Raw genomic sequence first — 25,282 nt, 5'->3', positions numbered from 1 at the left:
TACTCTCGGCCCGCTTCTGATTATCTGGTTTGCAATGAACCATAATCTTATATCAATAATAATCGCATCGACTGCGATGAAGAATTCGCTGGTGCTGGAGGAGTGGGCTTCCATGATCGAAAATTTTTGGAAGGATAAGTACCCAGCCGGGGTTGCGGCGCAAATCAACCCTGATGAGTACCCGAATATCCAGGCAGTATTGAAACAGTCCTGCCAACGCTTTGCTGACAAACCAGCCTTTAGCAACCTGGGCAAAACCATTACCTACGGCCAACTGTACGCGTTGTCGGGGGCCTTTGCCGCCTACCTGCAACAACATACTGACTTGCAGCCCGGCGATCGTATCGCCGTGCAACTGCCCAACGTGCTGCAGTATCCGGTTGCTGTATTCGGCGCCTTGCGTGCGGGCCTGATCGTGGTGAACACCAACCCGTTGTATACCGCGCGGGAATTGGAGCACCAGTTCAATGATTCCGGCGCCAAGGCCCTGGTTTGCCTGGCCAACATGGCGCACCTGGCCGAAAAGGTGGTGCCCAAGACCCAGATCAAACACGTTATTGTCACCGAAGTGGCCGATATGCTGCCACCGGTAAAACGCCTGTTGATCAACAGCGTGATCAAGTACGTGAAAAAAATGGTCCCGGCTTATCACTTGCCCAAGGCGCTGAAGTTCAATGATGTATTGAGCAAAGGCGCAGGCCAACCGGTGAAGGAAGCTGATCCGCAGAGCAATGATGTTGCCGTGTTGCAATACACCGGTGGCACTACCGGGGTGGCCAAGGGTGCCATGCTGACCCACCGCAACCTGGTGGCCAATATGCTGCAGTGCCGGGCGCTGATGGGCTCCAACCTCAATGAAGGTTGCGAGATCCTGATCACCCCGTTGCCGCTGTATCACATCTATGCCTTCACCTTTCATTGCATGGCAATGATGCTGATCGGTAACCACAACATCCTGATCAGCAACCCGCGCGACTTGCCGGCGATGGTCAAGGAGTTGTCGAAGTGGAAGTTCAGCGGCTTTGTCGGGCTGAACACCTTGTTCGTTGCCCTGTGCAACAACGAAACCTTCCGCAAGCTGGATTTCTCGGCGCTGAAGATCACCCTGTCGGGCGGCATGGCCCTGCAGATGAGTGTCGCCGAGCGCTGGAAAACGGTGACCGGTTGCGCCATCTGCGAAGGTTACGGCATGACCGAAACCAGCCCGGTGGCGGCGGTCAACCCGGCCGAGCAGAACCAGATCGGTACCATCGGTATTCCGGTGCCCTCGACCCTGTGCAAGATCATTGATGATGCTGGCGCCGAACTGCCGCTGGGTGAAATCGGTGAATTGTGCGTCAAGGGCCCGCAGGTGATGAAGGGCTATTGGCAGCGCCAGGACGCCACCACCGAGATCCTCGACAGCGAAGGCTGGTTGAAGACCGGTGACATCGCCCTGATCCAGCCTGACGGCTACATGCGTATTGTCGACCGTAAGAAAGACATGATTCTGGTGTCCGGATTCAATGTCTATCCCAACGAGCTTGAGGACGTGCTGGCTGCGCTGCCGGGTGTGCTGCAGTGTGCGGCCATCGGCGTGCCTGACGAGAAGTCCGGTGAAGTGATCAAGATCTTCATCGTCGCCAAGCCTGGCGTGACCCTGACCAAAGAGCAGGTGATGGAGCACATGCGTGCCAATGTCACCGGCTACAAGGTACCGCGCTTCATCGAGTTCCGTGATGCACTGCCGACCACCAACGTCGGCAAGATCCTGCGTCGAGAGCTGCGTGATGAAGAGCTGAAAAAGCTCGGCCTGAAGAAGATCGCTTGATTGTTGTGTGAGCGGATTCAGCCGCGAAGGACTGCATGGCAGTCCCATCCCCTGGGGCCGCGTTGCGGCCCTTCGCGGATGAATCCGCTCCTACGGCTTCAGCGCAATTTCTCAAGCATCTGGTAATACCACATCCCCGCCGCCAGCAACGGATTGCCCAGCACATCGCCCATGGGCACCTTGATGTGCTTGCAACCTGCAAACGTATCGAATTTCTCCAGCGTCCCGGTCAGGGCCTCGGCCATGATCTCGCCCATGATGTGGCTGGTGGCGATGCCGTGCCCGGAGTAGCCCTGGCAGTACCAGACGTTGTCTGAAAGCTTGCCCAGCTGCGGAATGCGATTGACCACGATACCCATGGCACAACTCCACTGGAACTCGATCGGCACGCCCTTGAGCGCAGGGAAAGTGCGTTCGATGCATGGGCGCAGTTCGCCAGCGATATCCCGCGAGTCACGACCTGAATAGTTGGCGCCGCCGCCAAACAACAGGCGGCCATCAGCGGTCAGGCGGTAGTAGTCGAGGACAAAGCGACAGTCATACACCGCCAGGTCCTGAGGGTTGATCTGCGCTGCCAGTTCGCCCAGTGGGGCAGTGGTGACGATGCCGCCCATGGCCGGGAAGATCTTGCCCTTGAGCTGGGGCTTTTCCAGTTTGTGGTAGACGTCGCCCGCCAACAGAATCTGCTTGGCTTCAACCCGGCCCTGGGCCGTGACGATGGCAGGCTGGTCGCCATGGATAATCTCCAGCACCTCGGAGTTTTCGAAGATCAGCGCACCCAGGCTATGGGCCGCGCGGGCTTCGCCCAGGCACAGGTTGAGCGGGTGCAGGTGCAGGTTGCGCAGGTTCTTCAGGGCGCCCAGGTACAGCGGGCTCTGCAGGTGTTCGCTGATGGCTTTGCGGTCGAGCAACTGCACCTGGCCGCCCATGCCGCGGCGTTGTGCTTCGGCTGCAAAAGCTTGCAACTCATGCATGTGCGAGGTTTTCATCGCGGCATGCAAGTGACCGTGCTTGAGGTCGCAAGCAATACCGTAGCGTTCGACCCGCTGTTCGATGATCTGGTGGCCGCGCCAGCGCAGGTGCCAGATGAAGTCATCGACGTCGTCGCCGAGCTTCTCGCGCATCTGCTTGCGCATGGCCTCGTCGCCCGACAGGCTGCCGGTGACCTGGCCGCCGTTACGCCCGCTGGCGCCCCAGCCAATGCGGTTGGTCTCGACAATGGCAACTTTCAGGCCGCGTTCGGCCAGCTCGACGGCACTGGCCACGCCGGTAAAACCGCCACCGATGATTGCCACGTCGACCTTTACCGTCCCTTTGAGCGTCGGGTACTGGGTGGTGTCGTTGAGGCTTGCGGTGTAGTAGGAGGCACTGCGTTGGGCGGTGCTGGCATTCACGGCTGCATTCATAAGAAATCCTTGGCGCAAAAATAAAAGGGATCAGGCCTGGGTCAGGTACCAGCGCCAATCCTGTTCGCCGACTTCGGCCATGAACTGTCGGTACTCGGCACGTTTGACCGCCAGGTAGACACCGAGAAAGGCTTCACCGAACGCCTCACGTGCCCAGCCCGAGGTTTCCAGAGCCTTGAGCGAGGTGAGCCAGTCGGTGGGCAGCAGCTCCTTGGCCTGGGCATAGCCGTTACCTTCGACCGGGGTACCCGGGTCGAGCTGCTGGCGGATGCCGTGGTGTAGGCTGGCGAGGATCGCTGCGGCGGCCAGGTAAGGGTTGGCGTCGGCGCCACAGATTCGGTGTTCGATATGCCGGCTGTTGGCCGGGCCGCCGGGTATGCGCAGGCTCACGGTGCGGTTGTCGACGCCCCAGGTCGGTGCCAGGGGGGCATAGCTGTTGGCCTGGAAGCGGCGGTAGGAGTTGGCGTTCGGGCAGAACAGCAGCAACGAATCGAGCAGGTGCTTGAGCATGCCGGCCACCGACTGGCGCAGCAGCGGTGTGCCGGCTTTGTCGTCGCTGGCGTAGAGGTTGTTGCCCTGGGCATCGGCCAGGCTCACGTGCATGTGCATGCCGGTACCGGCCAGGTGATCGAAGGGTTTGGCCATGAAACAGGCCTGCATGCCGTGTTTGTGTGCCACGCCTTTGACCAGGCGCTTGTAGCGCACGGCCTGGTCCATGGCCAGCAGCGCATCGCCATGCTCCAGGGTGATTTCGACCTGGCCTGGGGCGTATTCGGAAATGGCCGTGCGTGCCGGGATGCCCTGGGCCTTGCAGGCGCTGTAGAGGTCGGCGAGGAAGGGCTCGATCTGTTCCAGTTCGCGCAGGCCATAGACCTGGGTGCCGCGTGGACGCCCGCCGTCGCTGTCCAGTGCCGCTTGCGGGCGGCCGTGGTGGTCGCGCTGTTGGTCGAGCAGATAGAACTCCAGCTCGCAGGCCATGACCGGATGGTAGCCCTCGGCCTTTAGGGCATCGATGACCTTGATCAGCAGGTGGCGCGGATCGGCGATAGTTGCCGGCAGGCCTTCAGTGGGGTGCATGCTGACCTGCACCGCTGCGGTCGGAATCTGCCGCCAGGGCAAGCGCACCAGGCTGTTTTCCAGCGGATAGGCGCGGCAGTCGATGTCACCGACATCCCACACCAAGCCTGAGTTTTCCACATCGTCACCATTGAGGGTCAGGCCGAGAATGGTGCTGGGCAGTGGACGACCGCTTTCATATACCGCCAGCAATTCTTCGCGGTGCAACAGCTTGCCGCGGGGTACGCCGTTGGCATCGAGGATGAACAGCTCGATCATCTCGATATCAGGGTTGCCGGCCAGGAATGTTCGGGCCTGCTCGATGGGGGCAAATTGCATAGTGTTCTCGCTCGCGCCCTCAGGCGCACAGGACTGTCTTCGCCACGGGGCGACAGTCATGGACAGGAAGGCCAGGGCTGGCCGATATAATCAGTCTAGGGCGAGAAAAACATCTGGTGGGCGGGCATGGCGGCAGTGCCACAAGGCCCAGAAGGCGAGGATGATGTGAACCAGCGGGTTTTCCCCAGAGCGAGCCCGTACCTTCGGGAACGAAGGGCGCAACAGCGGGCGGGGCAAGCACAGGGGCGAAGTCATGCCTGGATACTCCCATGCCAGTGAAGGTTCATTAAATCAGCCTTTGTATACCTTCAGGTTGTTCGTGACTAAACAATCATCCCGCTACCCGCAACTGTGCCGAGCGGGGGCAAATCTGCGACAATCGCAGCCCTTCCTAATGCCGATCATGAAAAAGCAGGCTCACCTGCACGACTAAAAAGCCCCCATGACTGACCTCGCTATCGATCAACTGCTGAAAAACCTCGACCACGCCATGATTGCCGAGCGCCATCGCCTGCGCCGGCAGCTGCACGAACTGCGCAAGCGCCCGGACGAGGCGAAGCTGGCCCAGTGGGTCGAGAAGGTCCAGGCATCCTGCGCCCAGGTCACCGCGCGCAAGGCCAGCGTGCCGAGCATTCGCTACGATGACAGCCTGCCGATCGCAGCCAAGCGTGACGAAATCAAAAAAGTCCTGGCCGCGCATCAGGTACTGATCATTGCCGGTGAAACGGGTTCGGGTAAAACCACCCAGTTGCCGAAGATCTGCCTGGAGCTCGGGCGTGGTCAGCATGGTCTGATTGCCCACACCCAGCCGCGGCGTATTGCGGCGCGTAGCGTTGCCGCGCGGGTGGCCGAAGAAATCGGCACGCCACTGGGCGCGCTGGTCGGTTATCAGGTGCGTTTTGAAGATCAGAGCGACGCCAATACCCTGGTCAAGCTGATGACCGACGGTATTCTCCTGGCCGAAACCCAGCACGACCGTTTTCTCGAGCGCTACGACACCATCATCGTCGACGAAGCCCATGAGCGCAGCCTGAACATCGACTTCCTGCTCGGCTATCTGAAGACCCTGCTGCCACGGCGTCCGGACCTCAAGGTCATCATCACCTCGGCGACCATCGATCTTGAGCGCTTCTCCAGGCACTTCAACGATGCGCCGATCATCGAAGTGTCTGGCCGCACCTACCCGGTGGAAACCTGGTACCGACCGCTGACCAGCGAGCAGGACGAAGAGGGTAACCAGGTCGAAGACGACCTGACCGTGGACCAGGCGATTCTCGCCACGCTCGATGAGATCGCCAGCTTTGAGCGCAGCCAGGGCAAGAGCCCGGGCGATGTGCTGGTATTCCTGCCCGGCGAGCGCGAAATCCGCGACGCCGCAGAAATGCTGCGCAAGGCTCAACTGCGTCACACCGAAATCTTGCCATTGTATGCGCGGCTGTCGCCGGCCGAGCAGCAGAAGATTTTCCAGTCCCATCCGGGGCGGCGCGTGGTGCTGGCGACTAACGTCGCGGAAACCTCGCTGACGGTGCCGGGTATCCGCTATGTGATCGACAGCGGGACGGCGCGGATCAGCCGCTATAGCTACCGCGCCAAGGTCCAGCGCCTGCCGATCGAGGCGGTGTCCCAGGCCAGTGCCAACCAGCGCAAGGGCCGTTGCGGGCGGGTCGAGCCGGGTATCTGCGTGCGCCTGTACAGCGAAGAAGACTTCAATGCACGACCGGCGTTTACCGACCCGGAGATCCTGCGCACCAACCTGGCGGCGGTGATCCTGCAGATGCTGCACCTGCGCCTGGGTGAGATCGACGCTTTCCCGTTTATCGAGCCGCCGGATGGTAAAGCCATCAGCGACGGCTTCAACCTGTTGCAGGAGCTGTCGGCGGTCAACCGCGAGAACCAGCTAACGCCGCTTGGGCGTCAGCTGGCGCGTCTGCCGGTCGACCCGCGTCTGGGGCGTATGCTGCTTGAAGGTGCCAAGCAGGGCAGCCTCAATGAACTGTTGATTGTCGCCAGTGCCTTGTCGGTGCAAGACCCGCGCGAGCGTCCGCCGGAGCGTCAGCAAGCTGCCGACCAGGCCCACGCGCAGTGGAAAGATGCCGACTCGGACTTTGCCGCGCTGGTCAATTTGTGGCGTGGTTTCGAGGAGCAGCGCCAGGCCCTGACTGCCAGCCCGTTGCGCAACTGGTGCCGGAAGAACTTCCTCAACTATCTGCGCCTGCGTGAATGGCGCGATGCCCATCGGCAGTTGAGCCTGATCTGCCGTGAGCTGCAGTTGAGCATCAACAAAGAGCCGGCCGACTACCCGAAACTGCACAAGGCGGTTCTTTCCGGACTGCTCAGCCAGATCGGCCAGAAGACCGAAGACGGCGACTACCTGGGTGCCCGTCAGCGGCGTTTCTGGGTGCATCCATCGTCGGGGCTGGGCAAGAAGCGTCCGCAGTGGATCATGAGCGCCGAGCTGGTCGAAACCACCAAGCTCTATGCGCGCATGGTGGCCAAGATCGAACCGGACTGGATCGAGCCACTGGCCACCCACCTGATCAAGAAGAACCATTTCGAGCCGCACTGGGAAAAGAAACGCGGCCAGGTCGTGGCCTACGAGCAGGTCACCCTCTATGGCCTGATCGTGGTCGGCCGCCGCCCGGTGCATTTCGGGCCTATCGACCCGTTGATGTCACGTGAGCTGTTTATTCGCGAAGCGCTGGTGGGCGGCGAAATCCAGTCCAAGGCCAAGTGCTTGAGCGCCAACCGCAGCCTGCTTGAGCAACTCGACGAGCTGGAGGCCAAGGCCCGGCGCCGGGATATTCTTGCCGATGAAGAAACCCTTTACGGCTTCTATGAACAACGCTTGCCGGCAGAGGTCCATCAGACGGCGACCTTCGACAGCTGGTACCGGGTCAACAGTCAGAAAGACCCACAACTGCTGATCATGCGCGAGGAAGACGTACTGGCTCGCGAAGCCAGCGAAGTCACGGCGGCGCAGTATCCCGACACCTTGCGCCTGGGTGACTTGAGCCTGGCGTTGAGTTATCACTTCGAGCCCAACCATCCGCGCGACGGTGTCACGGTGCGGGTGCCCGCGCCATTGCTGCCAAGCCTGCCGGGCGACCGTCTGGAGTGGTTGGTGCCGGGCTTGCTCGAAGCCAAATGCATTGCCCTGGTGCGCAACCTGCCCAAGGCCCTGCGCAAGAACTTCGTACCGGTACCGGACTTCATCAAGGCGGCCTTGCAACGCATGACCTTTGCCGAGGGCTCGCTGCCCCAGGCCCTGGGGCGTGAGTTGTTGCGCATGACCGGGGCACGGGTCAGCGATGAAGCCTGGGTCGAAGCGGCCGGGCAGGTGGACAATCACCTGAGGATGAACCTGGAAGTGGTCGATGGTCAGGGTAAATTCCTCGGTGAAGGCCGCGACCTGACCGAGTTGACCGCACGCTTTGCCGCCGCCAGCCAGGCCGCACTGGCCGTTCCGCAGACCGAGAAAAACCAGCAGCCGGTACAGGCCAAGGCCTTTACCCAGGTCGCCGAGACCGCGCAGCAGAAGATCGCCGGCCTGTCGATGACCGTGTACCCGGCACTGGTGGAAGAAAACGGTACCGTCAAGGAAGGGCGTTTCTCGACCCAGGCCGAAGCCGAGTTCCAGCACCGGCGCGCCTTGCAGCGCCTGCTCCTGCAGCAACTGGCCGAACCCGCCAAGTTCCTGCGTGGCAAGCTCCCCGGGCTGACTGAGCTTGGCCTGTTGTACCGAGAGCTGGGGCGTGTTGACGCGCTGGTGGAGGACATCCTCCTGGCCAGCCTCGACAGCTGCATTCTCGAAGGCGAAAGCAATTTGCCCCGCGACGGCGCAGGCCTGGCTTCACTGGCCGAGCGCAAGCGCGGCAGCTGGACCGAACACGCTGAGCGTCTGGCACGCCTGACCCTGGAGATCCTCAAGCTCTGGCATGGCCTGCAAAAGCGCTTCAAGGGCAAGATCGACCTGGCCCAGGCCGTGGCGCTCAACGACATCAAGCAGCAATTGAGCAACCTGGTGTACCCGGGCTTTGTCCGCGAAACCCCGGGGCTGTGGCTCAAGGAGCTGCCGCGCTACCTCAAGGCCATCGAATTGCGCCTGGAGAAACTGGGTTCTCAGGTGCAGAAGGACCGGGTCTGGAGCGGTGAACTGGGCAACCTGTGGACGCAATACAAGGCCCGCGCCGACAAACACGCCCAGGAAGGAAAACGTGACGAGCAGTTGACGCTCTACCGCTGGTGGCTGGAAGAATATCGGGTATCGCTGTTCGCCCAGCAGTTGGGTACCAAAGTGCCGGTTTCTGATAAAAGACTCAGCAAGCAGTGGAGTCAGGTAGAAGCCTAAACACCCGTAGTTGTGGCACACTTGGCCGATATTCGCCGCTGCCGTGCTGACCTTGCCGGCAGCGCTGTCCACCGAGTGAAGTGCCCTGCAGCGGTGACGTTTGCCGGGCGTGTTGTGTGTATGAGTTGGTACTTTCGTGCCAGCTGACCGAATCGAACAGGCCGTTGCCCGGTGGGCATCGGCCCCTGAACAGAGGAACGACCGTGCATAACGTCGTCATCAGCGGCACCGGCCTGTACACCCCGGCCAACAGCATCTGCAATGAAGAGCTGGTGGAGTCCTTCAACGCTTATGTGCAGCAGTTCAACGCTGACAACGCCGAGGCCATCGAGCGTGGCGAAGTGCAGGCCCTGGCCGAATCCAGCGCCGCCTTCATCGAGAAGGCCTCAGGCATCAAGAGCCGCTTTGTCATGGACAAGGCCGGTATCCTTGATCCGCAACGCATGAAACCGCGCTTGCCGGAGCGTTCCAACGACGAACCATCGGTCCTCTGCCAGATGGCCGTGGCGGCTGCCGAGCAGGCCCTGCAACGCGCAGGCCGTAGCGCCGCCGATGTCGATGCGGTGATCGTTGCCTGCTCCAACCTGCAGCGTCCGTACCCGGCGATTGCCATCGAAGTGCAACAGGCCCTGGGCATCAACGGTTTTGGCTTCGACATGAACGTTGCCTGCTCCTCGGCTACCTTCGGTATCCAGACTGCCTGCAACAGCGTGCAACTGGGTCAGGCTCGCGCGGTGCTGGTGATCAGCCCGGAGATCTGCACCGGTCACCTGAACTTCCGTGACCGTGACAGCCACTTCATTTTTGGTGACGCGGCCACCGCCGTGCTGGTGGAACGTGCCGACCTGGCCACCTCGGCGCATCAGTTCGATATTGTCAGCACCAAGCTGCTGACCCAGTTCTCCAACAATATCCGCAACAACTTCGGCTTCCTCAACCGTGCGGCGGAAGAGGGCATCGGCGCTGCGGACAAACTGTTCGTTCAGGAAGGCCGCAAGGTGTTCCGTGAGGTCTGCCCGATGGTGGCCGAGCTGATTGCTCAGCACTTGGCCGAAAACAACATCAGTGTCAGCGACGTCAAGCGCTTCTGGCTGCACCAGGCCAACCTGAGCATGAACCACCTGATCGTCAAGAAGCTGCTCGGCCGCGATGCCCTGGAAGAAGAGGCACCGGTGATTCTCGACAGCTACGCCAACACCAGTTCGGCCGGTTCGGTGATTGCTTTGCACAAACATCAGGACGACCTGGCCAAAGGTTCCTTGGGTGTGCTCAGCTCTTTCGGTGCTGGCTATTCGATCGGTAGCGTGATTCTGCGCAAGCGTTGAGTTCGGTTGTAACAAACCGCACGCTTCGACGTCCATTGAGCACAGTCAGGATGAGGTGGCAATGTCGGTCGATTTCGAAGCACGCTTGCTTGAACGTCTGTTGCTTGCAGATCAACAGGCGTTCAGGGAGCTGGTAAGCACCTACCAGGGCGCCATGCGCGCCGTGGCCTACGCCATCCTTGGCAGCCGCCAGGCCGATGAAGCCGTGCAGGATGCCTGGCTGGCCGTGGTTCGTGGTCTTCCGGGCTTTCAGGGGCGTTCCAGCCTCAAGACCTGGCTGCTGACCATTACCGCCAACGCGGCCAAGACCCGCTACAAGCAGAACCGCCGCGAGATGCTGCTTGATGACCTGCCATCTCCTCATGGCAGCGTGGGTGATGATCGATTCGCCAGCGATGGCCATTGGTTGCTGGCGCCCTCTTCCTGGCACGAAGACTCCCCTGAAGCATTGCTCAGCCAGGATGAGTTGCGTGAGTGCCTGGAGCGTACCCTGCTCAGTTTGTCCGAATTGCAAAGCAGCGTGCTGGTGCTGCGCGAACGCCAGGGACTGGAGTTGGAAGAGATCTGTAATCTTCTTGGCATCTCACTCTCCAATGTCCGCGTGCTGTTGCACCGGGCGAGGCTGAAGGTCTTCGCCACCCTGGAACACTTCGAGGAAACCGGCCAATGCTGAGCTGCAAGGAACTGGTCGCCCGTTCAAGCGATTACCTGGATGGACAACTCACCCTGGGTGAAAAGCTGCTGGCCCGCCAGCACCTGTTGTTCTGCAAAAACTGCCGACGGTTCATCAGGCAGATGCGCCTGACCCAGGCGACGATCAAAGCGCTACCAGAGGCGCCGGTAGACGATATCGACGAAATCGTCCAGCGCATGAAAGAAGCCCATCGGGCCCACGACAAGCCCTGATAAACATGCTGGGAAGCCCTGCAACGGGGCTTTCCTACTTATTCACATTCGAAGTAAAAAGTTCCCCTGTAACAAAACATTTATATAAAAGCCACTGATCTGACATAACCCCCCGCCAAGATTCCTCCCCAGCACAAGTGGCCTTAGCCGCGTGTTTTTCCAACATTATCAAGACCATAAAGTAGGGGAGCTTCTTCGATGATCCGTAAGCACTTCGCAGGTTTCGCAGCCAGCGCCTTGGCCATGGCCGTTACCGCCCAGGCTTTCGCGGGTACCGTGACCACCGACGGCGCCGATATCGTAGTCAAGACCAAGGGTGGCCTCGAGGTCGCTACCGCCGACAAGGAATTCAGCTTCAAACTGGGCGGTCGTGTCCAGGCGGACTACAGCCGTTTTGACGGTTTCTACACCAACAACGGCGACACTGCCGACGCCGGTTACTTCCGCCGTGCCTACCTGGAACTGGGCGGTGTGATGTACACCGACTGGGCCTACCAGCTTGCTTACGACTTCTCGCACAACTCCGGCGGTGACAACCGTTCCGAAGATGGTTACTTCGACGAAGCCTCGCTGGCCTACAACGGCTTCAAACCGGTGTCGATCAAGGTTGGCCGTTTCGACCCTGAGTTCGGTCTGGAAAAAGCCACCAGCTCCAAGTGGGTAACCGCTCAAGAGCGTACCGCAGCCTACGATCTGGTCGACTGGACCAACTCGCACAACGGCGGTATGGGCCTGCAGGTATCGGGTAACGCCGGTGACTCGCTGTACGGTTCGGCGGGTGTGTTCGCCAAAGACGCCACCAACCAGGACAAGGATGGCGACAGCACCAGGCAGTTCAACTTGCGTGGCGTCTTCGCGCCAATGCACGAAGCGGGCAACGTCCTGCACTTCGGCATCAACTACGCCCAGCGTGACCTCTCCGACACCGCGTTCGACGGCCGTATCCGCAGCCGCCTGGGCATGCGTGGCGTGAGTACCGACGGTGGCCAGGATGCCGGCACCAACGGCAACCGTCTGCTGCTCGGTGGCCGCAACAATAGCCCGGTCGGTTCTTACGACACTGACAAGGCCTGGAACCTGGAAGCTGCCTGGGCCATGGGTCCGTTCTCGGTGCAGGGCGAGTACATCAAGCGTGATGTGCAGGCTGACAGCCCTGCTTACTCCGACATCAAGGCTGACGGTTACTACGGTCAACTGGCCTACACCATCACCGGTGAAGCCCGTGGCTACAAACTCGGCAAATTCGACAGCATCAAGCCGTCGAACAAGCAGATCGGTGCCTGGGAAGTCTTCTACCGCTACGACCACCTGAGCGTCGACGACGACAACGGCGCATTCGCCAATGTCAGCGATGTAGAAGGCAAGGTGCACAACGTTGGCCTGAACTGGTACGCCAACGAGTCGATCAAGCTCAGCGGCGTATACGTCAAGGCCAAGGTCGACAACGCCGAGAACGCTGCCGGTGACGACAGCGGTGACGGTTTCGTCATGCGTGCGCAGTACGTGTTCTAAGCAATACCGCTCCTCATCCGTTAGATCTTCAGCCCCGCGAATGCGGGGCTTTTTTTCGTCCGCGTGACGAGGCAGACTGCGCCAATGCCTATCCTTATCCTGTCACAGCTTGCCGAACTCACGCCTGCCACCTGGGATGCCCTGGTGCCGGGCGAGCAACCGTTTTTGCATCACGCTTTCCTGAGCAGCCTGGAAGACAGTGGTAGCGTCAGTAAACGCACCGGCTGGGCGCCAGCGCATCGCCTGCTGACGGATGCTTCGGGACACTTGCAGGCTGCCATGCCGGCCTATGTGAAAACCCACTCCTTCGGCGAGTACGTCTTCGATCATGGTTGGGCTGATGCCTGCGAGCGGGCGGGCATTGCCTATTACCCCAAGCTGCTCTGTGCCGTGCCGTTCTCACCGGTCAGTGGTTCGCGGCTGTTGGGGAGCCCACAGAGCGCTGGCGAACTGATCGATCAGCTCACTGAAGATCTGGCGGGCCAGGGGCTGTCAGGGGTGCATATCAATTTCACCGATGCAGATGCAGATGCTGTGATGCGCGGTCGTGAAGGCTGGATGGAGCGCCTGGGCTGCCAGTTTCATTGGCGCAATCAGGGCTTCAGGGATTTCCAGGACTTTCTTGACAGCCTCAGTTCACGCAAGCGCAAGCAAATGCGCAAGGAGCGTGAGCAGGTGGCGGGGCAGGGGATCGAGTTTCATTGGTACCGTGGCGATGAATTGAGCGAGGCGCAGTGGGATTTCGTTTTTGCCTGCTATGCCAACACTTATGCCGTGCGTCGCCGCGCGCCGTATCTGACCCGCTCATTCTTCAGCCTGTTGGCCGAACGCATGCCGATGGCGATCCGCGTGGTCATGGCTCGCCAGAGCGGGCGTGATGTCGCCATGGCCTTTAGTCTGGTCGGCGGCGACAGCCTGTACGGCCGCTACTGGGGTTGCCTGGATGCGTTCGACCGGCTGCATTTCGAGACCTGTTTCTACCAGGGCATGGACTTTGCCATTGCTCAGGGGCTGCAGCGCTTTGATGCCGGTGCGCAGGGGGAACACAAATTGATTCGCGGTTTTGAGCCCGTCATCACCCGGTCTTGGCATTACTTGCTGCATCCGGGGTTGCGCCGCGCCGTGGAGGAGTTCCTGCAGCAGGAGCATGCGGGGGTGATGGCCTATGCCGAAGAGGCGCGCACAGCCTTGCCTTATCGGCAAGGCTGAGGGCCTGTGGGAGCAGGCAGTGCCCCAAAATCAGTCAATGCCGACAAACCCGCCGGTCTGGTGATGCCACAAGCGCGCATACAGACCCTGCTGCGCCAGTAGCTCGGCATGGCTGCCCATTTCGGCAATCCGGCCTTTTTCCAGCACTACCAGGCGATCCATGCGGGCGATGGTCGAGAGCCGGTGGGCGATGGCGATCACCGTCTTGCCCTGCATCAGCGTCTCGAGGCTTTCCTGGATTGCAGCTTCAACTTCCGAGTCCAACGCCGAAGTGGCTTCGTCCATGATCAGGATCGGCGCGTTCTTGAGCAGCACCCGGGCAATGGCGATGCGCTGGCGCTGGCCGCCGGAGAGCTTGACCCCGCGCTCACCCACATGGGCATCGAAGCCGCTGCGGCCCTGGGCATCGGACAGCTGCGGGATGAACTCATCGGCACGGGCCTGGCGTACCGCTTCCCAGACGGTTTCGTCACTGGCGTCGGGACGTCCATACAGCAGGTTTTCGCGGATCGAACGATGCAGCAGCGAGGTGTCCTGGGTGATCATGCCGATCTGTGCGCGCAGGCTGGCCTGGGTGACCTGGGCAATGTCCTGGCCATCGATCAGGATGCGTCCGCTTTCCAGGTCATATAAACGCAACAGCAGGTTGACCAGGGTTGATTTGCCTGCGCCGGAGGGGCCGATCAGGCCTATTTTCTCGCCAGGGCGAATGTCCAGGTTCAGGCCATCGATAATCCGGCTGCCCTTGCCGTAGTGGAAGCCGACATTCTCGAACTTCACGGCGCCGTGATCGACCTTGAGCGCCGGGGCTTTCGCTGAGTCGGTAACAGTGACCGGCTGGGCAATGGTCTGCAGGCCATCCTGAACCATGCCGATGTTCTCGAAAATGCCGTTGACCACCCACATGATCCAGCCGGACATATTGACGATACGGATCACCAGGCCCGTGGCCAGGGCAATCGCACCGACGCTGATCAGCGACTGGGTCCACAGCCACAGGGCCAGGCCCGTGGTGGTGACGATCAGCAGGCCGTTGAGGCTGGTGATGACCACATCCATGCTGGTGACCACGCGGGCAGCCAGTTGGGTCTTTTCGGTCTGCTCGCTGATGGCTTCGCGCGCGTACTGCTGCTCGAAGTCGGTGTGGGCAAAGAGTTTCAGCGTGGCAATGTTGGTATAGCCATCGACGATGCGGCCCATGAGTTTGGAGCGGGCATCAGAAGAAATCACTGCACGGGCTTTGACCCGTGGCACGAAGTAGCAGAGCGCGCCGATGTAACAGAGGATCCAGGTGATCAGCGGCAGCATCAGGCGCCAGTCGGCCTCGGCAAACAGCACCAGCGAGCTGATGGCATAGATCAGTACGTGCCAGAGGGCGTCCACTGCCTGTACGGCCGAGTCGCGCAGCGAGTTGCCGGTCTGCATGATGCGCTGGGCAATACGTCCGGCAAAATCGCTCTGGAAAAACTTCAGGCTCTGCTTGAGCACATAGGTGTGGTTTTGCCAGCGGATCATGCTGGTCATGCCGGGGCTGATGGTCTGGTGCACCAGCAGGTCGTGCAGGCCGACGAACACCGGGCGTAGCAGCAGTGCCACTACCAGCATCCAGATCAGCTCACCGGCGTGTTCGCTGAAAAAGTTGACGTTGGGGGTGCCCTGGGCCAGATCGATGATCCGGCTCAGGTAACTGAACAGTGCTACTTCGATCAGCGCGCCGATCAGGCCGACGATCAACAGCGCGGCAAAGCTCGGCCAGACCTGGCGCAGGTAGTACAGATAGAACGGCAATACCGTACTCGGCGGCGAGGCGCTGGGTGCTTCACGAAAGATGTCGATCAGCTTTTCGAAACGGCGAAACAGCATGAAAAAGGTAACTCCTGTTCAGTTAGACCCTCAGGCCTTGGCTCACGTCCCTGTGAAGCCCGGGGTCAGTCGAGGCGCTTGGCCGACTTGATCAGTACCGGGTCGACCGGCACGTCACGCATACCTTTCTTGACGGTGGTCGGCGAGTTGACGATCTGATCGACGACGTCCATGCCCTTGACCACTTTGGCGAATACCGCGTAACCGGCGTCACGACCCGGGTCGAGGAAGGCGTTGTCAGCCACGTTGATGAAGAACTGGCTAGTGGCCGAATTAGGGTTCGAGGTGCGCGCCATCGATAGCGTGCCACGGGTGTTGTGCAGGCCGTTGCTGGCTTCGTTGTGGATCGGGGGCTTGGTGTCTTTCTGCACCATCTGTTCGGTGAAGCCACCGCCCTGAACCATGAAACCAGGAATCACCCGGTGGAAGATGGTGTTGGTGTAGAAGCCGCTGTCCACATAATCCAGGAAGTTCTTGCTGCTGATCGGCGCCTTGACCGGATCCAGTTCCACTTCGATCTGGCCGAAGCTGGTGTCGAGCAATACATGGGGTGCCTTCTCGGCAGCCATCAGGCTGGTGGCGAAGACGACCGAGCAAGTGGCGAGCAGGAGTTTTTTCAGCATGGGCTCAATGTTCCTTGAGAGGTGGAGGACGCCGCCAGAAACTGCAGCAACGTTTGATTGAAAATCTGTGGTTGGTCCAGTGGCGTAGCGTGCCGGGAATCTTCGATGACCGCCAGCTGCGCCTGGGGAATCAGGCGGACATAGCGCTCCTTCAGTTGTATCGGGGTGTAATCATGGTCGGCGCTGATGACCAGCGTAGGACAGCGAATCTGCCCCAGGCGTTCGCTGACGCCCCAACCGACAATGGCGTCGAAGCTGGCCAGGTAGGCGCGCTTGTCGTTTTTTGCCCAACGTTCGGCCATCTTGCGGCGCAGGTCGGCCTGTTGCGGTTTTGGGAACAACCGTGCCGCCAGGCCTTTGCCGATGGTTTCCAGGCTCAGCACCCGGGCCATGGCCCAGCGCTTGGCCCACCAGATCCAGTCCTGACGGGTGCGGCGTTTGACCTCCGGGGCGCTGTTGACAATGCACAGGCTGCGTAGCCACTCAGGGTGATCGACGGCGAACTGAAAACCGACCATGCCGCCCATCGACAGGCCTACCAGGTGCACGGGGCCGGTCTGCAGTTGCTCGAGCAGGGCCAGCAGGTCGGCGCTGAAGCTCTGGATGCTGTAGCGCTCGCGGGGTTTGTCGGAGCGGCCGTGACCACGGATGTCCATCAGGATCACCCGGTAGTGACGGGCAAGCGCTGGCACCTGCATCTCCCAGTCCTGGCAGCTGGAGCCCAGGCCGTGCAACAGTACCAGCGGGTCTCCCTGGCCATACTCCTCGTAGTGCAGCGAACAACCTTCATGTTCGAAATAGGCCATGGGCGTGATTCCTGTCAGGCTTGGGCGGGGGCGGCGAAGGGCACGTCCAGCGGCGCGGTATCGAAGTTGCGCAGCAACTCGATGAGAATCTGCGTGGCCGGGCCCAAGGGTTTGTCCTTGTTGGAATAAAGGTAGAACAGTGGGTGGCGACTGCCACCCTGATCCAGTGGCAGGGGCTTGAGCACGCCTTCGCGCAGTTCCCGCTCGATCAGGTGGCGCGGCAACCAGGCAAAGCCCAGGCCGCTGCTGACAAACGTCGAGGCGGTGGCCAGGCTGCCCACCGTCCAGCGTTGTTCGGCGCCAAGCCAGCCGACATCGCGCGGTTGCGCACGGCCCGAGTCGCGGATCACCACTTGCAGTTGGCTTTCCAGGTCCTGGAAGTTCAGCTCGCGACCCAGGCGGTGCAGGCTGTGATCCGGATGGGCAACGGCGACGAACTCCACAGAACTGAGCTCGGTGCCCAGGTAGCCGGAAATGTTGAAGCCGCTGATGGCAAGGTCGGCGATGCCTTCATGCAGTACCTCTTCGACCCCTGACAACACTTCTTCACGCAGGCGCACGCGGCAACCGCGGCTTTGCGGCATGAAGGCACTCAAGGCACGGACCAGGCGGGCATTGGGGTAGGCGGCATCGACCACCAGGCGCACTTCGGCCTCCCAGCCCTGTTCCATGTGGTGGGCCAGGTCTTCCAGCTGGCTGGCCTGCTTGACCAGTTGCCGGGAGCGGCGCAGCAGCACGTTGCCGGCTTCGGTCAGCACCGCCTTGCGCCCGTCGATGCGCAGCAACGGTACCCCCAATTGATCCTGCATGCGCGCCACGGTGTAGCTCACCGAGGATTGCGAGCGGTGCAGCGCTTCGGCCGCCTGGGCAAAGCCACCGTGATCGACCACCGCCTGGAGGGTCCGCCACTGATCCAGGGTAACGCGCGGCGCTTTCATCTTCGGCTCCTGATGTCCTAAGCTGGCGCTCTTTCATGGAGAGCGTCGTATGAAGAAATGTTGTGCTGTATTGCTGGCCCTGCTTCCGCTCACAGCCTTGGCTTATCCCATCGATGTGGAAAAGACCACCGACGGCGTCAAGCTCGACTACACCACCTACGACACTGACCGTGACATCGGTTCGATCACCCTGAACAACTACGGCGAGGTGCCCGCCCAGTGCAAGGTGATGTTCCGCAACGGCCCGGAAGCCCCCAGGGTGCGCCGGGTACAGGTGCCGGCCAAGCAGAGCAAAGATGTCACCGCCAAGTTCAATCGCGAGATCATCAAGTTGCGCATCAGCCTGGATTGTAAGCCGCTGTGAGTGAGGCGAGCTGCTGTTGAGGCTAGCGCACCGGCACAATAAAACAAATTAACTGATAGATTACACCCGGATTTTACGCTTTTTAATCGATCGCTCACTGTTTAATCTTGCCTCCATCGACTTAGCACGTTCGCCGATGGAGGCAACTCATGTCCCGTGTACTCGTTATCGAAAGCAGCGCCCGCCAGCAGGGTTCGATCTCCCGGCAACTGACTAGCGACTTCATCAGCCAGTGGCAAGCTGTTCATCCTGCTGACCAGGTCACCCAGCGTGACCTGGCCGTCAACCCGGTTCCACACCTGGATGCCAACCTGCTGGGGGGCTGGATGAAGCCCGAAGAGCAGCGCAACGGCGACGAGCTGCAGGCCCTGGCGCGCTCAAACGAACTGACCGACGAAGTGCTGGCCGCCGATGTGCTGGTGCTGGCAGCGCCCATGTACAACTTCACCATCCCCAGCACCCTGAAAGCCTGGCTGGACCATGTGCTGCGCGCTGGTGTTACTTTCAAATACACCGAAACTGGCCCCCAAGGCCTGCTGACGGGCAAGCGTGCCTATATTCTCACTGCCCGTGGTGGTATCCATGCCGGGGCGACTAGCGACCACCAGGAACCTTACCTGCGTCAGGTCATGGCATTCATCGGTATCCATGACCTGACCTTCATCCATGCCGAGGGCCTGAACATGGGCGGTGACTTCCATGAGAAGGGCTTGAACCAGGCCAAAGCCCAGCTGGCTGCGGTGGCTTGATTGCACTGAGTTTTCCCGCCTGACACCTGTTGCTCCTTTGGGTGTGCCTGCCCGGTCATTGCCTTGTGCATGGCCGGGCTTTTTTGTGGCTTGCCCCGCGATCAGTGAAAAGCTAAGGTCGCCGCCTCCACAGCAAGGGGCAAGCATGGGCTATTTATTGATCGTCGCATTGATCCAGGCGTTTTCTTTCAGCCTGATCGGCGAATACCTGGCAGGTCACGTCGACAGCTACTTCGCCGTGCTCGCGCGAGTAGTGCTGGCCGGGCTGGTGTTCTTGCCGCTGACCCGCTGGCGTCAGGTCGAGCCGCGTTTCATGCGCTCGATGCTGCTGATCGGCGCCCTGCAATATGGCATCACTTATGTTTGCCTGTACCTGAGTTTCAGGGTATTGACTGTGCCGGAAGTGCTGCTGTTCACCATCCTCACGCCCCTGCATGTGACCCTGATCGAAGATGCCCTGAACCGGCGTTTCAATTCCTGGGCGCTGCTGGCTGCCCTGGTAGCCGTGGCGGGCGCGGCGGTGATCCGCTTCGATCGGATCAGCCCGGACTTCTTCATGGGGTTCTTGCTGCTGCAACTGGCCAACTTCACCTATGCCGCCGGCCAGGTGCTGTACCGTCACCTGATCGCGCGCAACCCCAGTGACCTGCCGCACTACCGGCGCTTTGGCTACTTCTATCTGGGCGCCTTGCTGGTGGTGCTGCCGGCGTTTCTGGCGTTCGGCAACACTCAGCACCTGCCCAGCACCGATGTGCAGTGGCTGGTGCTGTTGTTCCTCGGGCTGTGCCCGACGGCGTTGGGGTTGTATTGGTGGAACAAGGGCGCATGCCTGGTTTCCGGCGCGACCCTGGCAGTGATGAACAACCTGCACGTGCCGGTGGGGCTGTTGCTCAACTTGCTGATCTGGAATCAGCACGAGCCCCTGGGCAGGTTGTTCATCGGTGGGGCGGTGATCCTTGCCTCGCTATGGCTCGGCCGTCTCGGTGTTCAACGCCCGTTGCTGGCCGGGCAGGCTCGCCGGTAGCAGGCCGGCTCGCAGGTCGTTGCCGCTGGGTTGCTGGTACAGGCTCAGGCCGAACTCCGGCATCACCGCCAGTAGGTAGTCGAAGATGTCGCCCTGGATCCGCTCGTAGTCGGCCCAGGCGGTGGTGCGCGTGAAGCAGTAGATCTCCAGTGGTACGCCCTGGGCGGTGGTCTGCATCTGGCGGACCATGCAGGTCATGTTCGGCTGGATTTCCGGGTGGCTCTTCAGGTAGGCCAGGGCATAGGCGCGGAAAGTGCCAATGTTGGTCATGCGCCGACGGTTGGCGGAAAGTTCGGCGACATTGCCCTGGGCCTTGTTCCAGGCCTTGAGCTCGCTGCGCTTGCGGGTGATGTAGTCGCTCAACAGGCGCACCTCACCCAGGCGCTGTTCCTCATCGGCACGCAGGAAGCGTACGCCACCGGCGTCGATGAACAGGCTGCGCTTGATCCGCCGTCCGCCTGACTGCTGCATGCCGCGCCAGTTCTTGAACGACTCGGACATCAGCCGCCAGGTGGGGATGGAGACAATGGTCTTGTCGAAGTTCTGCACCTTGACGGTGTGCAACGTGATATCCACCACATCGCCGTCGGCGCCGACCTGGGGCATCTCGATCCAGTCGCCGACCCGCAGCATGTCGTTGCTGGTCAGCTGTACGCTGGCCACGAACGACAGCAAGGTGTCCTTGTACACCAACAGGATGACCGCCGACATGGCGCCCAGGCCCGACAGCAGCAACAGCGGTGAGCGGTCGATCAGCGTGGCGACAATGATGATCGCGCCAAACACGAACAGCACCATCTTCGCCAGCTGCACGTAGCCCTTGATCGAGCGGGTACGGGCATGTTCGGTGCGCGCGTAGATGTCCAGCAGGGCGTCGAGCAGGGCACTGATGGCCAGCACCAGGAACAGGATGGTAAAGGCCAGCGCCACGTTGCCGAGGAAATGCTGGCTGGGGGCGTTGAGCTCAGGTACCAGTTTCAGGCCGAACTGCACCACCAGCGACGGCGTCATTTGCGCCAGGCGGTGGAAAACCTTGTTTTGCAGCAGGTCGTTGAGCCAGTGCAGTGCCGGCTGTCGGCCCAGCAGTTTGACGGCGTGAAGAATCAGGAAACGTGCCACTCGCCCCAGGACCAGGGCGATGACCAGCAGAAGGCCTAGCCCAAGGCCTGCGTGCAGCACGGGATGTTGATCGAGAGTGCCCCAGAGGTCGAGGGCGTTTTGCCAGAACTGTTCAATAGCCATGCGGAAGTTGAGGTGTCCGAATCGAAAGTGAGGGGTTATTAGAGCCCGGAAAGGTGCAACAGTACCAAAAGAAGTTCGGCGTGAGCCTCGGAAAACGTTACTCTATACGGCTGAATTTCTGCATATGCCCGAGGTACACCCGTGTTTTCCCAATTCGCCCTGCACGAACGCCTGCTCAAAGCCGTTGCTGCACTGAACTTCGTAGAGCCGACTCCGGTGCAGGCGGCCGCCATTCCCTTGGCGTTGCAGGGGCGTGACCTGCGGGTAACGGCGAAAACCGGTAGTGGCAAGACCGCAGCCTTCGTGCTGCCTGTGCTCAACCGTCTGGTCGACCTCAAGCAGAAGCGTGTCGAGATCCGTGCCCTGGTGCTGCTGCCCACCCGCGAGCTGGCCCAGCAGACCCTCAAGGAAATCGAGCGTTTCGCCCAGTTCACCTTCATCAAGGCCGGCATGATCACCGGCGGTGAAGACTTCAAGGAACAGGCCGCCATGCTGCGCAAGGTGCCGGACATCCTGGTTGGCACCCCGGGCCGCATGCTTGAGCAACTGAACGCCGGCAACCTGAAACTTGAGCATGTGCAGGTGATCGTCCTCGACGAAGCTGACCGCATGCTCGACATGGGCTTTTCCGAAGACGTCGAGCGCTTGTGTGGCGAGTGCCCGAACCGCGAGCAAACCCTGCTGTTCTCCGCCACCACTGGCGGCGCAGGCCTGCGTGACATGATCGGCAAAGTGCTCAAAGACCCAGAGCACCTGATGCTCAACACCGTCAGCCAGCTCAACGACGGTACCCGTCAGCAGATCATCACTGCCGACCACAATCAGCATAAAGAGCAGATCGTCCAGTGGCTGCTGGCCAATGAGACCTATCAGAAGGCGATCATCTTCACCAACACCCGCGTCATGGCCGACCGTATCTACGGTCATTTGGTGGCCAAGGACGTGAAAGCCTTCGTCCTGCACGGTGACAAGGACCAGAAGGACCGCAAGCTGGCCATCGAGCGTCTGAAGCAGGGCGGTGCCAAGGTACTGGTGGCGACCGATGTCGCGGCCCGTGGCCTGGACGTTGACGGCCTGGACCTGGTGATCAACTTCGACATGCCGCGCAGCGGCGACGAATACGTGCACCGTATCGGCCGTACCGGCCGCGCCGGTAACGAAGGTCTGGCCGTTTCGCTGATCTGCCACGGCGACTGGAACCTGATGTCGAGCATCGAGCGTTACCTGAAGCAGAGCTTCGAACGCCGCGTGATCAAGGAAGTCAAAGGCACCTACAGCGGACCGAAAAAGGTCAAGGCTTCGGGCAAGGCTGCTGGGGTGAAGAAGAAAAAGACCGACAAGAAAGGCGACAAGAAGGTTGTGGCCAAGCGCAAACCGACGGCCAAGCCAAAACCTAACGCCCCGCTGGCCAGTGCCGATGGCCTGGCGCCGCTCAAGCGTCGCAAGCCGGCGCCGGCTGCTGAGTAAGACTGTGGGAGTGGATTCATCCACGAAGGGGCGCAACGCGGCCCCAAAGATGGGACTGCGATGCAGTCCTTCGCGGATGAATCCGCTCCCACGATTGCAAAAAATTTAGCGCTTCAAACCTTCTTCTCCGCCGTCCTCAACTCCTGCAACCGTTTGTCGATCAGTTGGCATTTGTCCGGCAGGTCCTTGCTGGCGCTGTCCAGCTTCATGCCTTTTAGCTCGTCATTGATCTCCTTGGCCTTCTGCGGGTTCTGCTCCGTCAGTCGCGTCACCTCCTTGGCCAGCGCCTCGCGCTTCTCCGTGGCTTCCTCAAGCGTGCATGCCCAACTGGGCAGGGCCAGCAGCAGGCTGGCGGCAGCAGCGATATTCAACAGGGTTTTCATGAGCAGCGCTCCGGTGGCATGAGTCTTCCGGTTGAGTGGCGTGAAGCGCACAAAGTTCAGTCGAACCGTAGCGACAGATGTCAGTCATAACCTTACACACCCTTGAGTGAGGTCATGCCATGATCACCTACGACTGGGACCTGATCGAACGTCTGCTGCACGAAGTGCAGAACAGCGCCGGTCACAGTTTCACACCACGCCCTTATGCAGAGCAGCACGCTGCCGATCTGGCCGCCAAAGGCGAGCCAGTGGGGGATCTGGATCACCTCAAGACCCTCGCTTGTGATTACGAGAAGCTGCTGTTCGATCGCGGTTACATCGAAAGCCGGACGGGGGACGCTGGCGGCAACGGCGAAAACTTCGTCCTTACTGCGCGTGGCTCACGCCTGCTCAGCCTGATCGACAGCAGCATCCCGGGCAATGACCACCCGCGTCAGGTGCTCGATGAACAGGAGGATGCGCTGGACGAAACCACCTTCGATCAGGTGTCGTCGCACGCGCAAATTGCCTGAAGGCAACACAAGGCTGGCAATGAACGCCCACAGCCGCTGATAATCGGTGCTGGATCCACAGCTGCCGAGACTCTGCCATGCCGTTAGCCGATAGCGGGTGCCTGCAATGAGCGCCATCCGCCGTAATACCGATGCCTTTGCCCTGCAAGTGATGCTGGTGCTGTGCCTGATCTGGGGCATCCAGCAGGTGATGATCAAGTTGGCCGCGCCGGACATTGCGCCGGTGATGCAGCAGGCCCTGCGTTCGGGCATGGCGGCGGTATTGGTCGGCCTGCTGATGTGCTTTCGCGGCGGTTGGGATCAGGTGGCGCACACCTGGCGGGGCGGCCTGCTGGCCGGCGCGCTGTTCGGGGTGGAATTTTTGTTCATCGCCGAAGGCCTGAAGCTGACCTCGGCGGCGCACATGTCGGTGTTCCTCTACACGGCACCGGTGTTCACGGCCCTGGGCCTGCACTGGCTGCTGCCGAGCGAGCGCTTGCGGCCACTGCAATGGCTGGGGATCGTATTGGCCTTTGGCGGTATCGCCTATGCCTTTGCTGGCGGTGTATCACTGTCAGACCTGGACGGGCGCATGCTGCTGGGCGATGCCTTTGGCGTACTGGCAGGCCTGGCCTGGGGGGCGACCACGGTGGTGGTGCGCGCCTCAAGGCTATCGGAAGCTCCTGCGACCCTGACGTTGTTCTACCAATTGGCGGTCGGCTTCGCCGGCTTGTTGTTGATCGCCACGCTGAGCGGCCAGGCCACCCAGGTGCACTTCACCCCCATGTCCATTGGCAGTCTGTTGTTCCAGGGGCTGATCGTGTCGTTCTTCAGCTACCTGACCTGGTTCTGGTTGCTGCGCCGTTACCTGGCGTCGAACCTGGCGGTGTTTTCCTTCATTACCCCGCTGTTCGGAGTGACCTTTGGCGTGCTGCTGCTGGGTGAGCCACTGAGTCTGAACTTCGTGCTTGGGGCCATCATGGTCCTGCTTGGCGTGACCCTGGTCAGTGCTGAACAGTGGGTGCGCCGACGCTTGCGCAGTTTGCTCGGTTAGGCTGGGGGGCTGCGCGGCAGGGGCCGGGGACCCTGGCCCTGATCGATCTGCAACAAGGGGAAACAGTTACAGCGACGGCGGAAGTGGCGGTCAGTGCTTGATCGAGATCAAACTTGCCCCAACTTGTAGTCCTTGAGTATGCGCAATGTAAGACATAGGACTATGATCTGTATGAAGCATCGCAGGATTGAAACGCCGTGCAGGCTGACCCGTAAGGGGGAGTTATGAAAAACAATCTGTTCAACTGGCTTCATGACCTGGCTGCGGCCCTGGGCTTGATTCCACCGCCGTTGCAGCCGGTGCCGATCCCTACCGATGAGGAACAGCGCAAGCGCCAGCCTCGTCGCTAGGCGCCTGGCTCGGGCCG

22 protein-coding genes are annotated in these 25,282 nt (G+C 60.8%); 14 read left to right on the top strand and 8 right to left on the bottom strand.

Features of this window, described 5'->3' with window-relative positions:
- Window positions 1-112: 112 nt before the first annotated feature.
- Window positions 113-1,810: a long-chain-fatty-acid--CoA ligase FadD1 gene (fadD1, locus tag ACRESH_RS15190; RefSeq protein WP_431742774.1), complete on the top strand. Its 1,698-nt coding sequence runs from the start codon at window positions 113-115 to the stop codon at window positions 1,808-1,810.
- 98 nt (window positions 1,811-1,908) lie between these two features.
- Here the strand turns inward: fadD1 and ACRESH_RS15185 are convergent, their stop codons facing one another.
- Both ACRESH_RS15185 and ACRESH_RS15180 read right to left on the bottom strand, forming a co-directional pair.
- A complete protein-coding gene (locus ACRESH_RS15185) occupies window positions 1,909-3,216 on the bottom strand; it encodes an NAD(P)/FAD-dependent oxidoreductase (protein ID WP_431742773.1) in 1,308 nt (435 codons plus the stop codon).
- 30 nt (window positions 3,217-3,246) lie between these two features.
- Window positions 3,247-4,611: a glutamine synthetase family protein gene (locus tag ACRESH_RS15180; RefSeq protein WP_431742772.1), complete on the bottom strand. Its 1,365-nt coding sequence runs from the start codon at window positions 4,609-4,611 to the stop codon at window positions 3,247-3,249.
- 442 nt (window positions 4,612-5,053) lie between these two features.
- Here ACRESH_RS15180 and hrpA point away from each other — a divergent pair, with 442 nt between their 5' ends.
- The 6 genes from hrpA (at window position 5,054) to ACRESH_RS15150 (ending at window position 13,911) form a co-directional block, all read left to right on the top strand.
- Window positions 5,054-8,959, top strand: coding sequence for an ATP-dependent RNA helicase HrpA (gene hrpA / locus ACRESH_RS15175; RefSeq protein WP_431742771.1), 3,906 nt, complete (start codon window positions 5,054-5,056; stop codon window positions 8,957-8,959).
- 203 nt (window positions 8,960-9,162) lie between these two features.
- Window positions 9,163-10,284, top strand: coding sequence for a beta-ketoacyl-ACP synthase III (locus tag ACRESH_RS15170; RefSeq protein WP_431742770.1), 1,122 nt, complete (start codon window positions 9,163-9,165; stop codon window positions 10,282-10,284).
- 61 nt (window positions 10,285-10,345) lie between these two features.
- Window positions 10,346-10,957, top strand: coding sequence for an RNA polymerase sigma factor (locus ACRESH_RS15165; protein WP_431742769.1), 612 nt, complete (start codon window positions 10,346-10,348; stop codon window positions 10,955-10,957).
- The gene (locus ACRESH_RS15160; protein ID WP_431742768.1) at window positions 10,951-11,190 is read left to right on the top strand and encodes an anti-sigma factor family protein; all 240 of its coding nucleotides are present in this window, start codon (window positions 10,951-10,953) and stop codon (window positions 11,188-11,190) included. The genes ACRESH_RS15165 and ACRESH_RS15160 overlap by 7 nt, the downstream gene beginning before the upstream one ends.
- Before the next feature lie 198 nt (window positions 11,191-11,388).
- Entirely contained in the window at window positions 11,389-12,702 is a 1,314-nt protein-coding gene (locus ACRESH_RS15155) for an OprO/OprP family phosphate-selective porin (protein WP_431742767.1), read from the top strand.
- An 84-nt stretch (window positions 12,703-12,786) separates the two neighbouring features.
- Window positions 12,787-13,911, top strand: a complete 1,125-nt coding sequence (locus ACRESH_RS15150; RefSeq protein ID WP_431742766.1) for a GNAT family N-acetyltransferase — start codon at window positions 12,787-12,789, stop codon at window positions 13,909-13,911.
- A 30-nt stretch (window positions 13,912-13,941) separates the two neighbouring features.
- Here the strand turns inward: ACRESH_RS15150 and ACRESH_RS15145 are convergent, their stop codons facing one another.
- The 4 genes from ACRESH_RS15145 to ACRESH_RS15130 all read right to left on the bottom strand — a co-directional run bounded on the left by ACRESH_RS15145 (window position 13,942) and on the right by ACRESH_RS15130 (window position 18,141).
- Window positions 13,942-15,774, bottom strand: coding sequence for an ABC transporter ATP-binding protein (locus tag ACRESH_RS15145; RefSeq protein ID WP_431742765.1), 1,833 nt, complete (start codon window positions 15,772-15,774; stop codon window positions 13,942-13,944).
- A 65-nt stretch (window positions 15,775-15,839) separates the two neighbouring features.
- Complete coding sequence (locus ACRESH_RS15140; RefSeq protein WP_431742764.1) at window positions 15,840-16,397, bottom strand: peptidylprolyl isomerase; 558 nt, start codon at window positions 16,395-16,397, stop codon at window positions 15,840-15,842.
- Complete coding sequence (locus ACRESH_RS15135; protein WP_431742763.1) at window positions 16,391-17,203, bottom strand: alpha/beta fold hydrolase; 813 nt, start codon at window positions 17,201-17,203, stop codon at window positions 16,391-16,393. The genes ACRESH_RS15140 and ACRESH_RS15135 overlap by 7 nt, the downstream gene beginning before the upstream one ends.
- A 14-nt stretch (window positions 17,204-17,217) precedes the next feature.
- Complete coding sequence (locus ACRESH_RS15130; RefSeq protein WP_038613582.1) at window positions 17,218-18,141, bottom strand: LysR family transcriptional regulator; 924 nt, start codon at window positions 18,139-18,141, stop codon at window positions 17,218-17,220.
- A gap of 49 nt (window positions 18,142-18,190) precedes the next feature.
- Between ACRESH_RS15130 and ACRESH_RS15125 the strand changes: the two genes are divergently transcribed.
- From ACRESH_RS15125 to ACRESH_RS15115, 3 genes are all read left to right on the top strand, one after another.
- Complete coding sequence (locus tag ACRESH_RS15125) at window positions 18,191-18,505, top strand: 3-phosphoglycerate kinase (protein WP_431742762.1); 315 nt, start codon at window positions 18,191-18,193, stop codon at window positions 18,503-18,505.
- A gap of 149 nt (window positions 18,506-18,654) precedes the next feature.
- On the top strand, window positions 18,655-19,254 hold the full coding sequence (locus tag ACRESH_RS15120; RefSeq protein WP_431742761.1) for an FMN-dependent NADH-azoreductase: 600 nt from the start codon (window positions 18,655-18,657) through the stop codon (window positions 19,252-19,254).
- Window positions 19,255-19,399: 145 nt separating this feature from the next.
- Complete coding sequence (locus ACRESH_RS15115) at window positions 19,400-20,278, top strand: carboxylate/amino acid/amine transporter (protein ID WP_431742760.1); 879 nt, start codon at window positions 19,400-19,402, stop codon at window positions 20,276-20,278.
- Here the strand turns inward: ACRESH_RS15115 and ACRESH_RS15110 are convergent.
- Window positions 20,219-21,520 (bottom strand): mechanosensitive ion channel family protein, encoded by a 1,302-nt coding sequence (locus ACRESH_RS15110; protein ID WP_431742759.1) that lies wholly within the window; start codon window positions 21,518-21,520, stop codon window positions 20,219-20,221. The genes ACRESH_RS15115 and ACRESH_RS15110 overlap by 60 nt on opposite strands.
- A gap of 141 nt (window positions 21,521-21,661) precedes the next feature.
- Between ACRESH_RS15110 and ACRESH_RS15105 the strand changes: the two genes are divergently transcribed.
- A complete protein-coding gene (locus ACRESH_RS15105) occupies window positions 21,662-22,987 on the top strand; it encodes a DEAD/DEAH box helicase (protein WP_431742758.1) in 1,326 nt (441 codons plus the stop codon).
- A 113-nt stretch (window positions 22,988-23,100) separates the two neighbouring features.
- Here ACRESH_RS15105 and ACRESH_RS15100 read toward each other — a convergent pair whose 3' ends face one another.
- Window positions 23,101-23,370, bottom strand: a complete 270-nt coding sequence (locus ACRESH_RS15100; protein WP_431742757.1) for a hypothetical protein — start codon at window positions 23,368-23,370, stop codon at window positions 23,101-23,103.
- Window positions 23,371-23,489: 119 nt separating this feature from the next.
- On the opposite strand from ACRESH_RS15100, the gene ACRESH_RS15095 reads away from it, so the two are divergent.
- The 3 genes from ACRESH_RS15095 to ACRESH_RS15085 all read left to right on the top strand — a co-directional run bounded on the left by ACRESH_RS15095 (window position 23,490) and on the right by ACRESH_RS15085 (window position 25,265).
- The gene (locus ACRESH_RS15095; RefSeq protein ID WP_431742756.1) at window positions 23,490-23,882 is read left to right on the top strand and encodes a transcriptional regulator; all 393 of its coding nucleotides are present in this window, start codon (window positions 23,490-23,492) and stop codon (window positions 23,880-23,882) included.
- Between the two features lie 106 nt (window positions 23,883-23,988).
- A complete protein-coding gene (locus tag ACRESH_RS15090) occupies window positions 23,989-24,915 on the top strand; it encodes a DMT family transporter (RefSeq protein ID WP_431742755.1) in 927 nt (308 codons plus the stop codon).
- A gap of 224 nt (window positions 24,916-25,139) precedes the next feature.
- Window positions 25,140-25,265 (top strand): PA1414 family protein, encoded by a 126-nt coding sequence (locus ACRESH_RS15085; protein WP_431742754.1) that lies wholly within the window; start codon window positions 25,140-25,142, stop codon window positions 25,263-25,265.
- The last annotated feature ends 17 nt before the right edge of the window (window positions 25,266-25,282 follow it).

Source organism: Pseudomonas sp. (genome assembly GCF_050739775.1).
Taxonomy (GTDB): Bacteria; Pseudomonadota; Gammaproteobacteria; order Pseudomonadales; family Pseudomonadaceae; genus Aquipseudomonas.
This window is presented reverse-complemented; position numbering and strand designations above follow the sequence as displayed.

Excerpts from the sequence above, each read along its gene's own strand:
- ACRESH_RS15130 (WP_038613582.1), bottom strand. The coding sequence starts at position 18,141 with ATGAAAGCGCCGCGCGTTACCCTGGATCAGTGGCGGACCCTCCAGGCG.
- ACRESH_RS15100 (WP_431742757.1), bottom strand. The coding sequence starts at position 23,370 with ATGAAAACCCTGTTGAATATCGCTGCTGCCGCCAGCCTGCTGCTGGCC.
- ACRESH_RS15185 (WP_431742773.1), bottom strand. The coding sequence starts at position 3,216 with ATGAATGCAGCCGTGAATGCCAGCACCGCCCAACGCAGTGCCTCCTAC.
- ACRESH_RS15090 (WP_431742755.1), top strand. The coding sequence starts at position 23,989 with ATGAGCGCCATCCGCCGTAATACCGATGCCTTTGCCCTGCAAGTGATG.
- ACRESH_RS15145 (WP_431742765.1), bottom strand. The coding sequence starts at position 15,774 with ATGCTGTTTCGCCGTTTCGAAAAGCTGATCGACATCTTTCGTGAAGCA.
- ACRESH_RS15125 (WP_431742762.1), top strand. The coding sequence starts at position 18,191 with ATGAAGAAATGTTGTGCTGTATTGCTGGCCCTGCTTCCGCTCACAGCC.
- ACRESH_RS15085 (WP_431742754.1), top strand. The coding sequence starts at position 25,140 with ATGAAAAACAATCTGTTCAACTGGCTTCATGACCTGGCTGCGGCCCTG.
- ACRESH_RS15165 (WP_431742769.1), top strand. The coding sequence starts at position 10,346 with ATGTCGGTCGATTTCGAAGCACGCTTGCTTGAACGTCTGTTGCTTGCA.
- hrpA (WP_431742771.1), top strand. The coding sequence starts at position 5,054 with ATGACTGACCTCGCTATCGATCAACTGCTGAAAAACCTCGACCACGCC.
- ACRESH_RS15155 (WP_431742767.1), top strand. The coding sequence starts at position 11,389 with ATGATCCGTAAGCACTTCGCAGGTTTCGCAGCCAGCGCCTTGGCCATG.
- ACRESH_RS15180 (WP_431742772.1), bottom strand. The coding sequence starts at position 4,611 with ATGCAATTTGCCCCCATCGAGCAGGCCCGAACATTCCTGGCCGGCAAC.
- ACRESH_RS15150 (WP_431742766.1), top strand. The coding sequence starts at position 12,787 with ATGCCTATCCTTATCCTGTCACAGCTTGCCGAACTCACGCCTGCCACC.
- ACRESH_RS15160 (WP_431742768.1), top strand. The coding sequence starts at position 10,951 with ATGCTGAGCTGCAAGGAACTGGTCGCCCGTTCAAGCGATTACCTGGAT.
- ACRESH_RS15140 (WP_431742764.1), bottom strand. The coding sequence starts at position 16,397 with ATGCTGAAAAAACTCCTGCTCGCCACTTGCTCGGTCGTCTTCGCCACC.
- ACRESH_RS15110 (WP_431742759.1), bottom strand. The coding sequence starts at position 21,520 with ATGGCTATTGAACAGTTCTGGCAAAACGCCCTCGACCTCTGGGGCACT.
- ACRESH_RS15135 (WP_431742763.1), bottom strand. The coding sequence starts at position 17,203 with ATGGCCTATTTCGAACATGAAGGTTGTTCGCTGCACTACGAGGAGTAT.
- ACRESH_RS15120 (WP_431742761.1), top strand. The coding sequence starts at position 18,655 with ATGTCCCGTGTACTCGTTATCGAAAGCAGCGCCCGCCAGCAGGGTTCG.
- ACRESH_RS15115 (WP_431742760.1), top strand. The coding sequence starts at position 19,400 with ATGGGCTATTTATTGATCGTCGCATTGATCCAGGCGTTTTCTTTCAGC.
- fadD1 (WP_431742774.1), top strand. The coding sequence starts at position 113 with ATGATCGAAAATTTTTGGAAGGATAAGTACCCAGCCGGGGTTGCGGCG.
- ACRESH_RS15095 (WP_431742756.1), top strand. The coding sequence starts at position 23,490 with ATGATCACCTACGACTGGGACCTGATCGAACGTCTGCTGCACGAAGTG.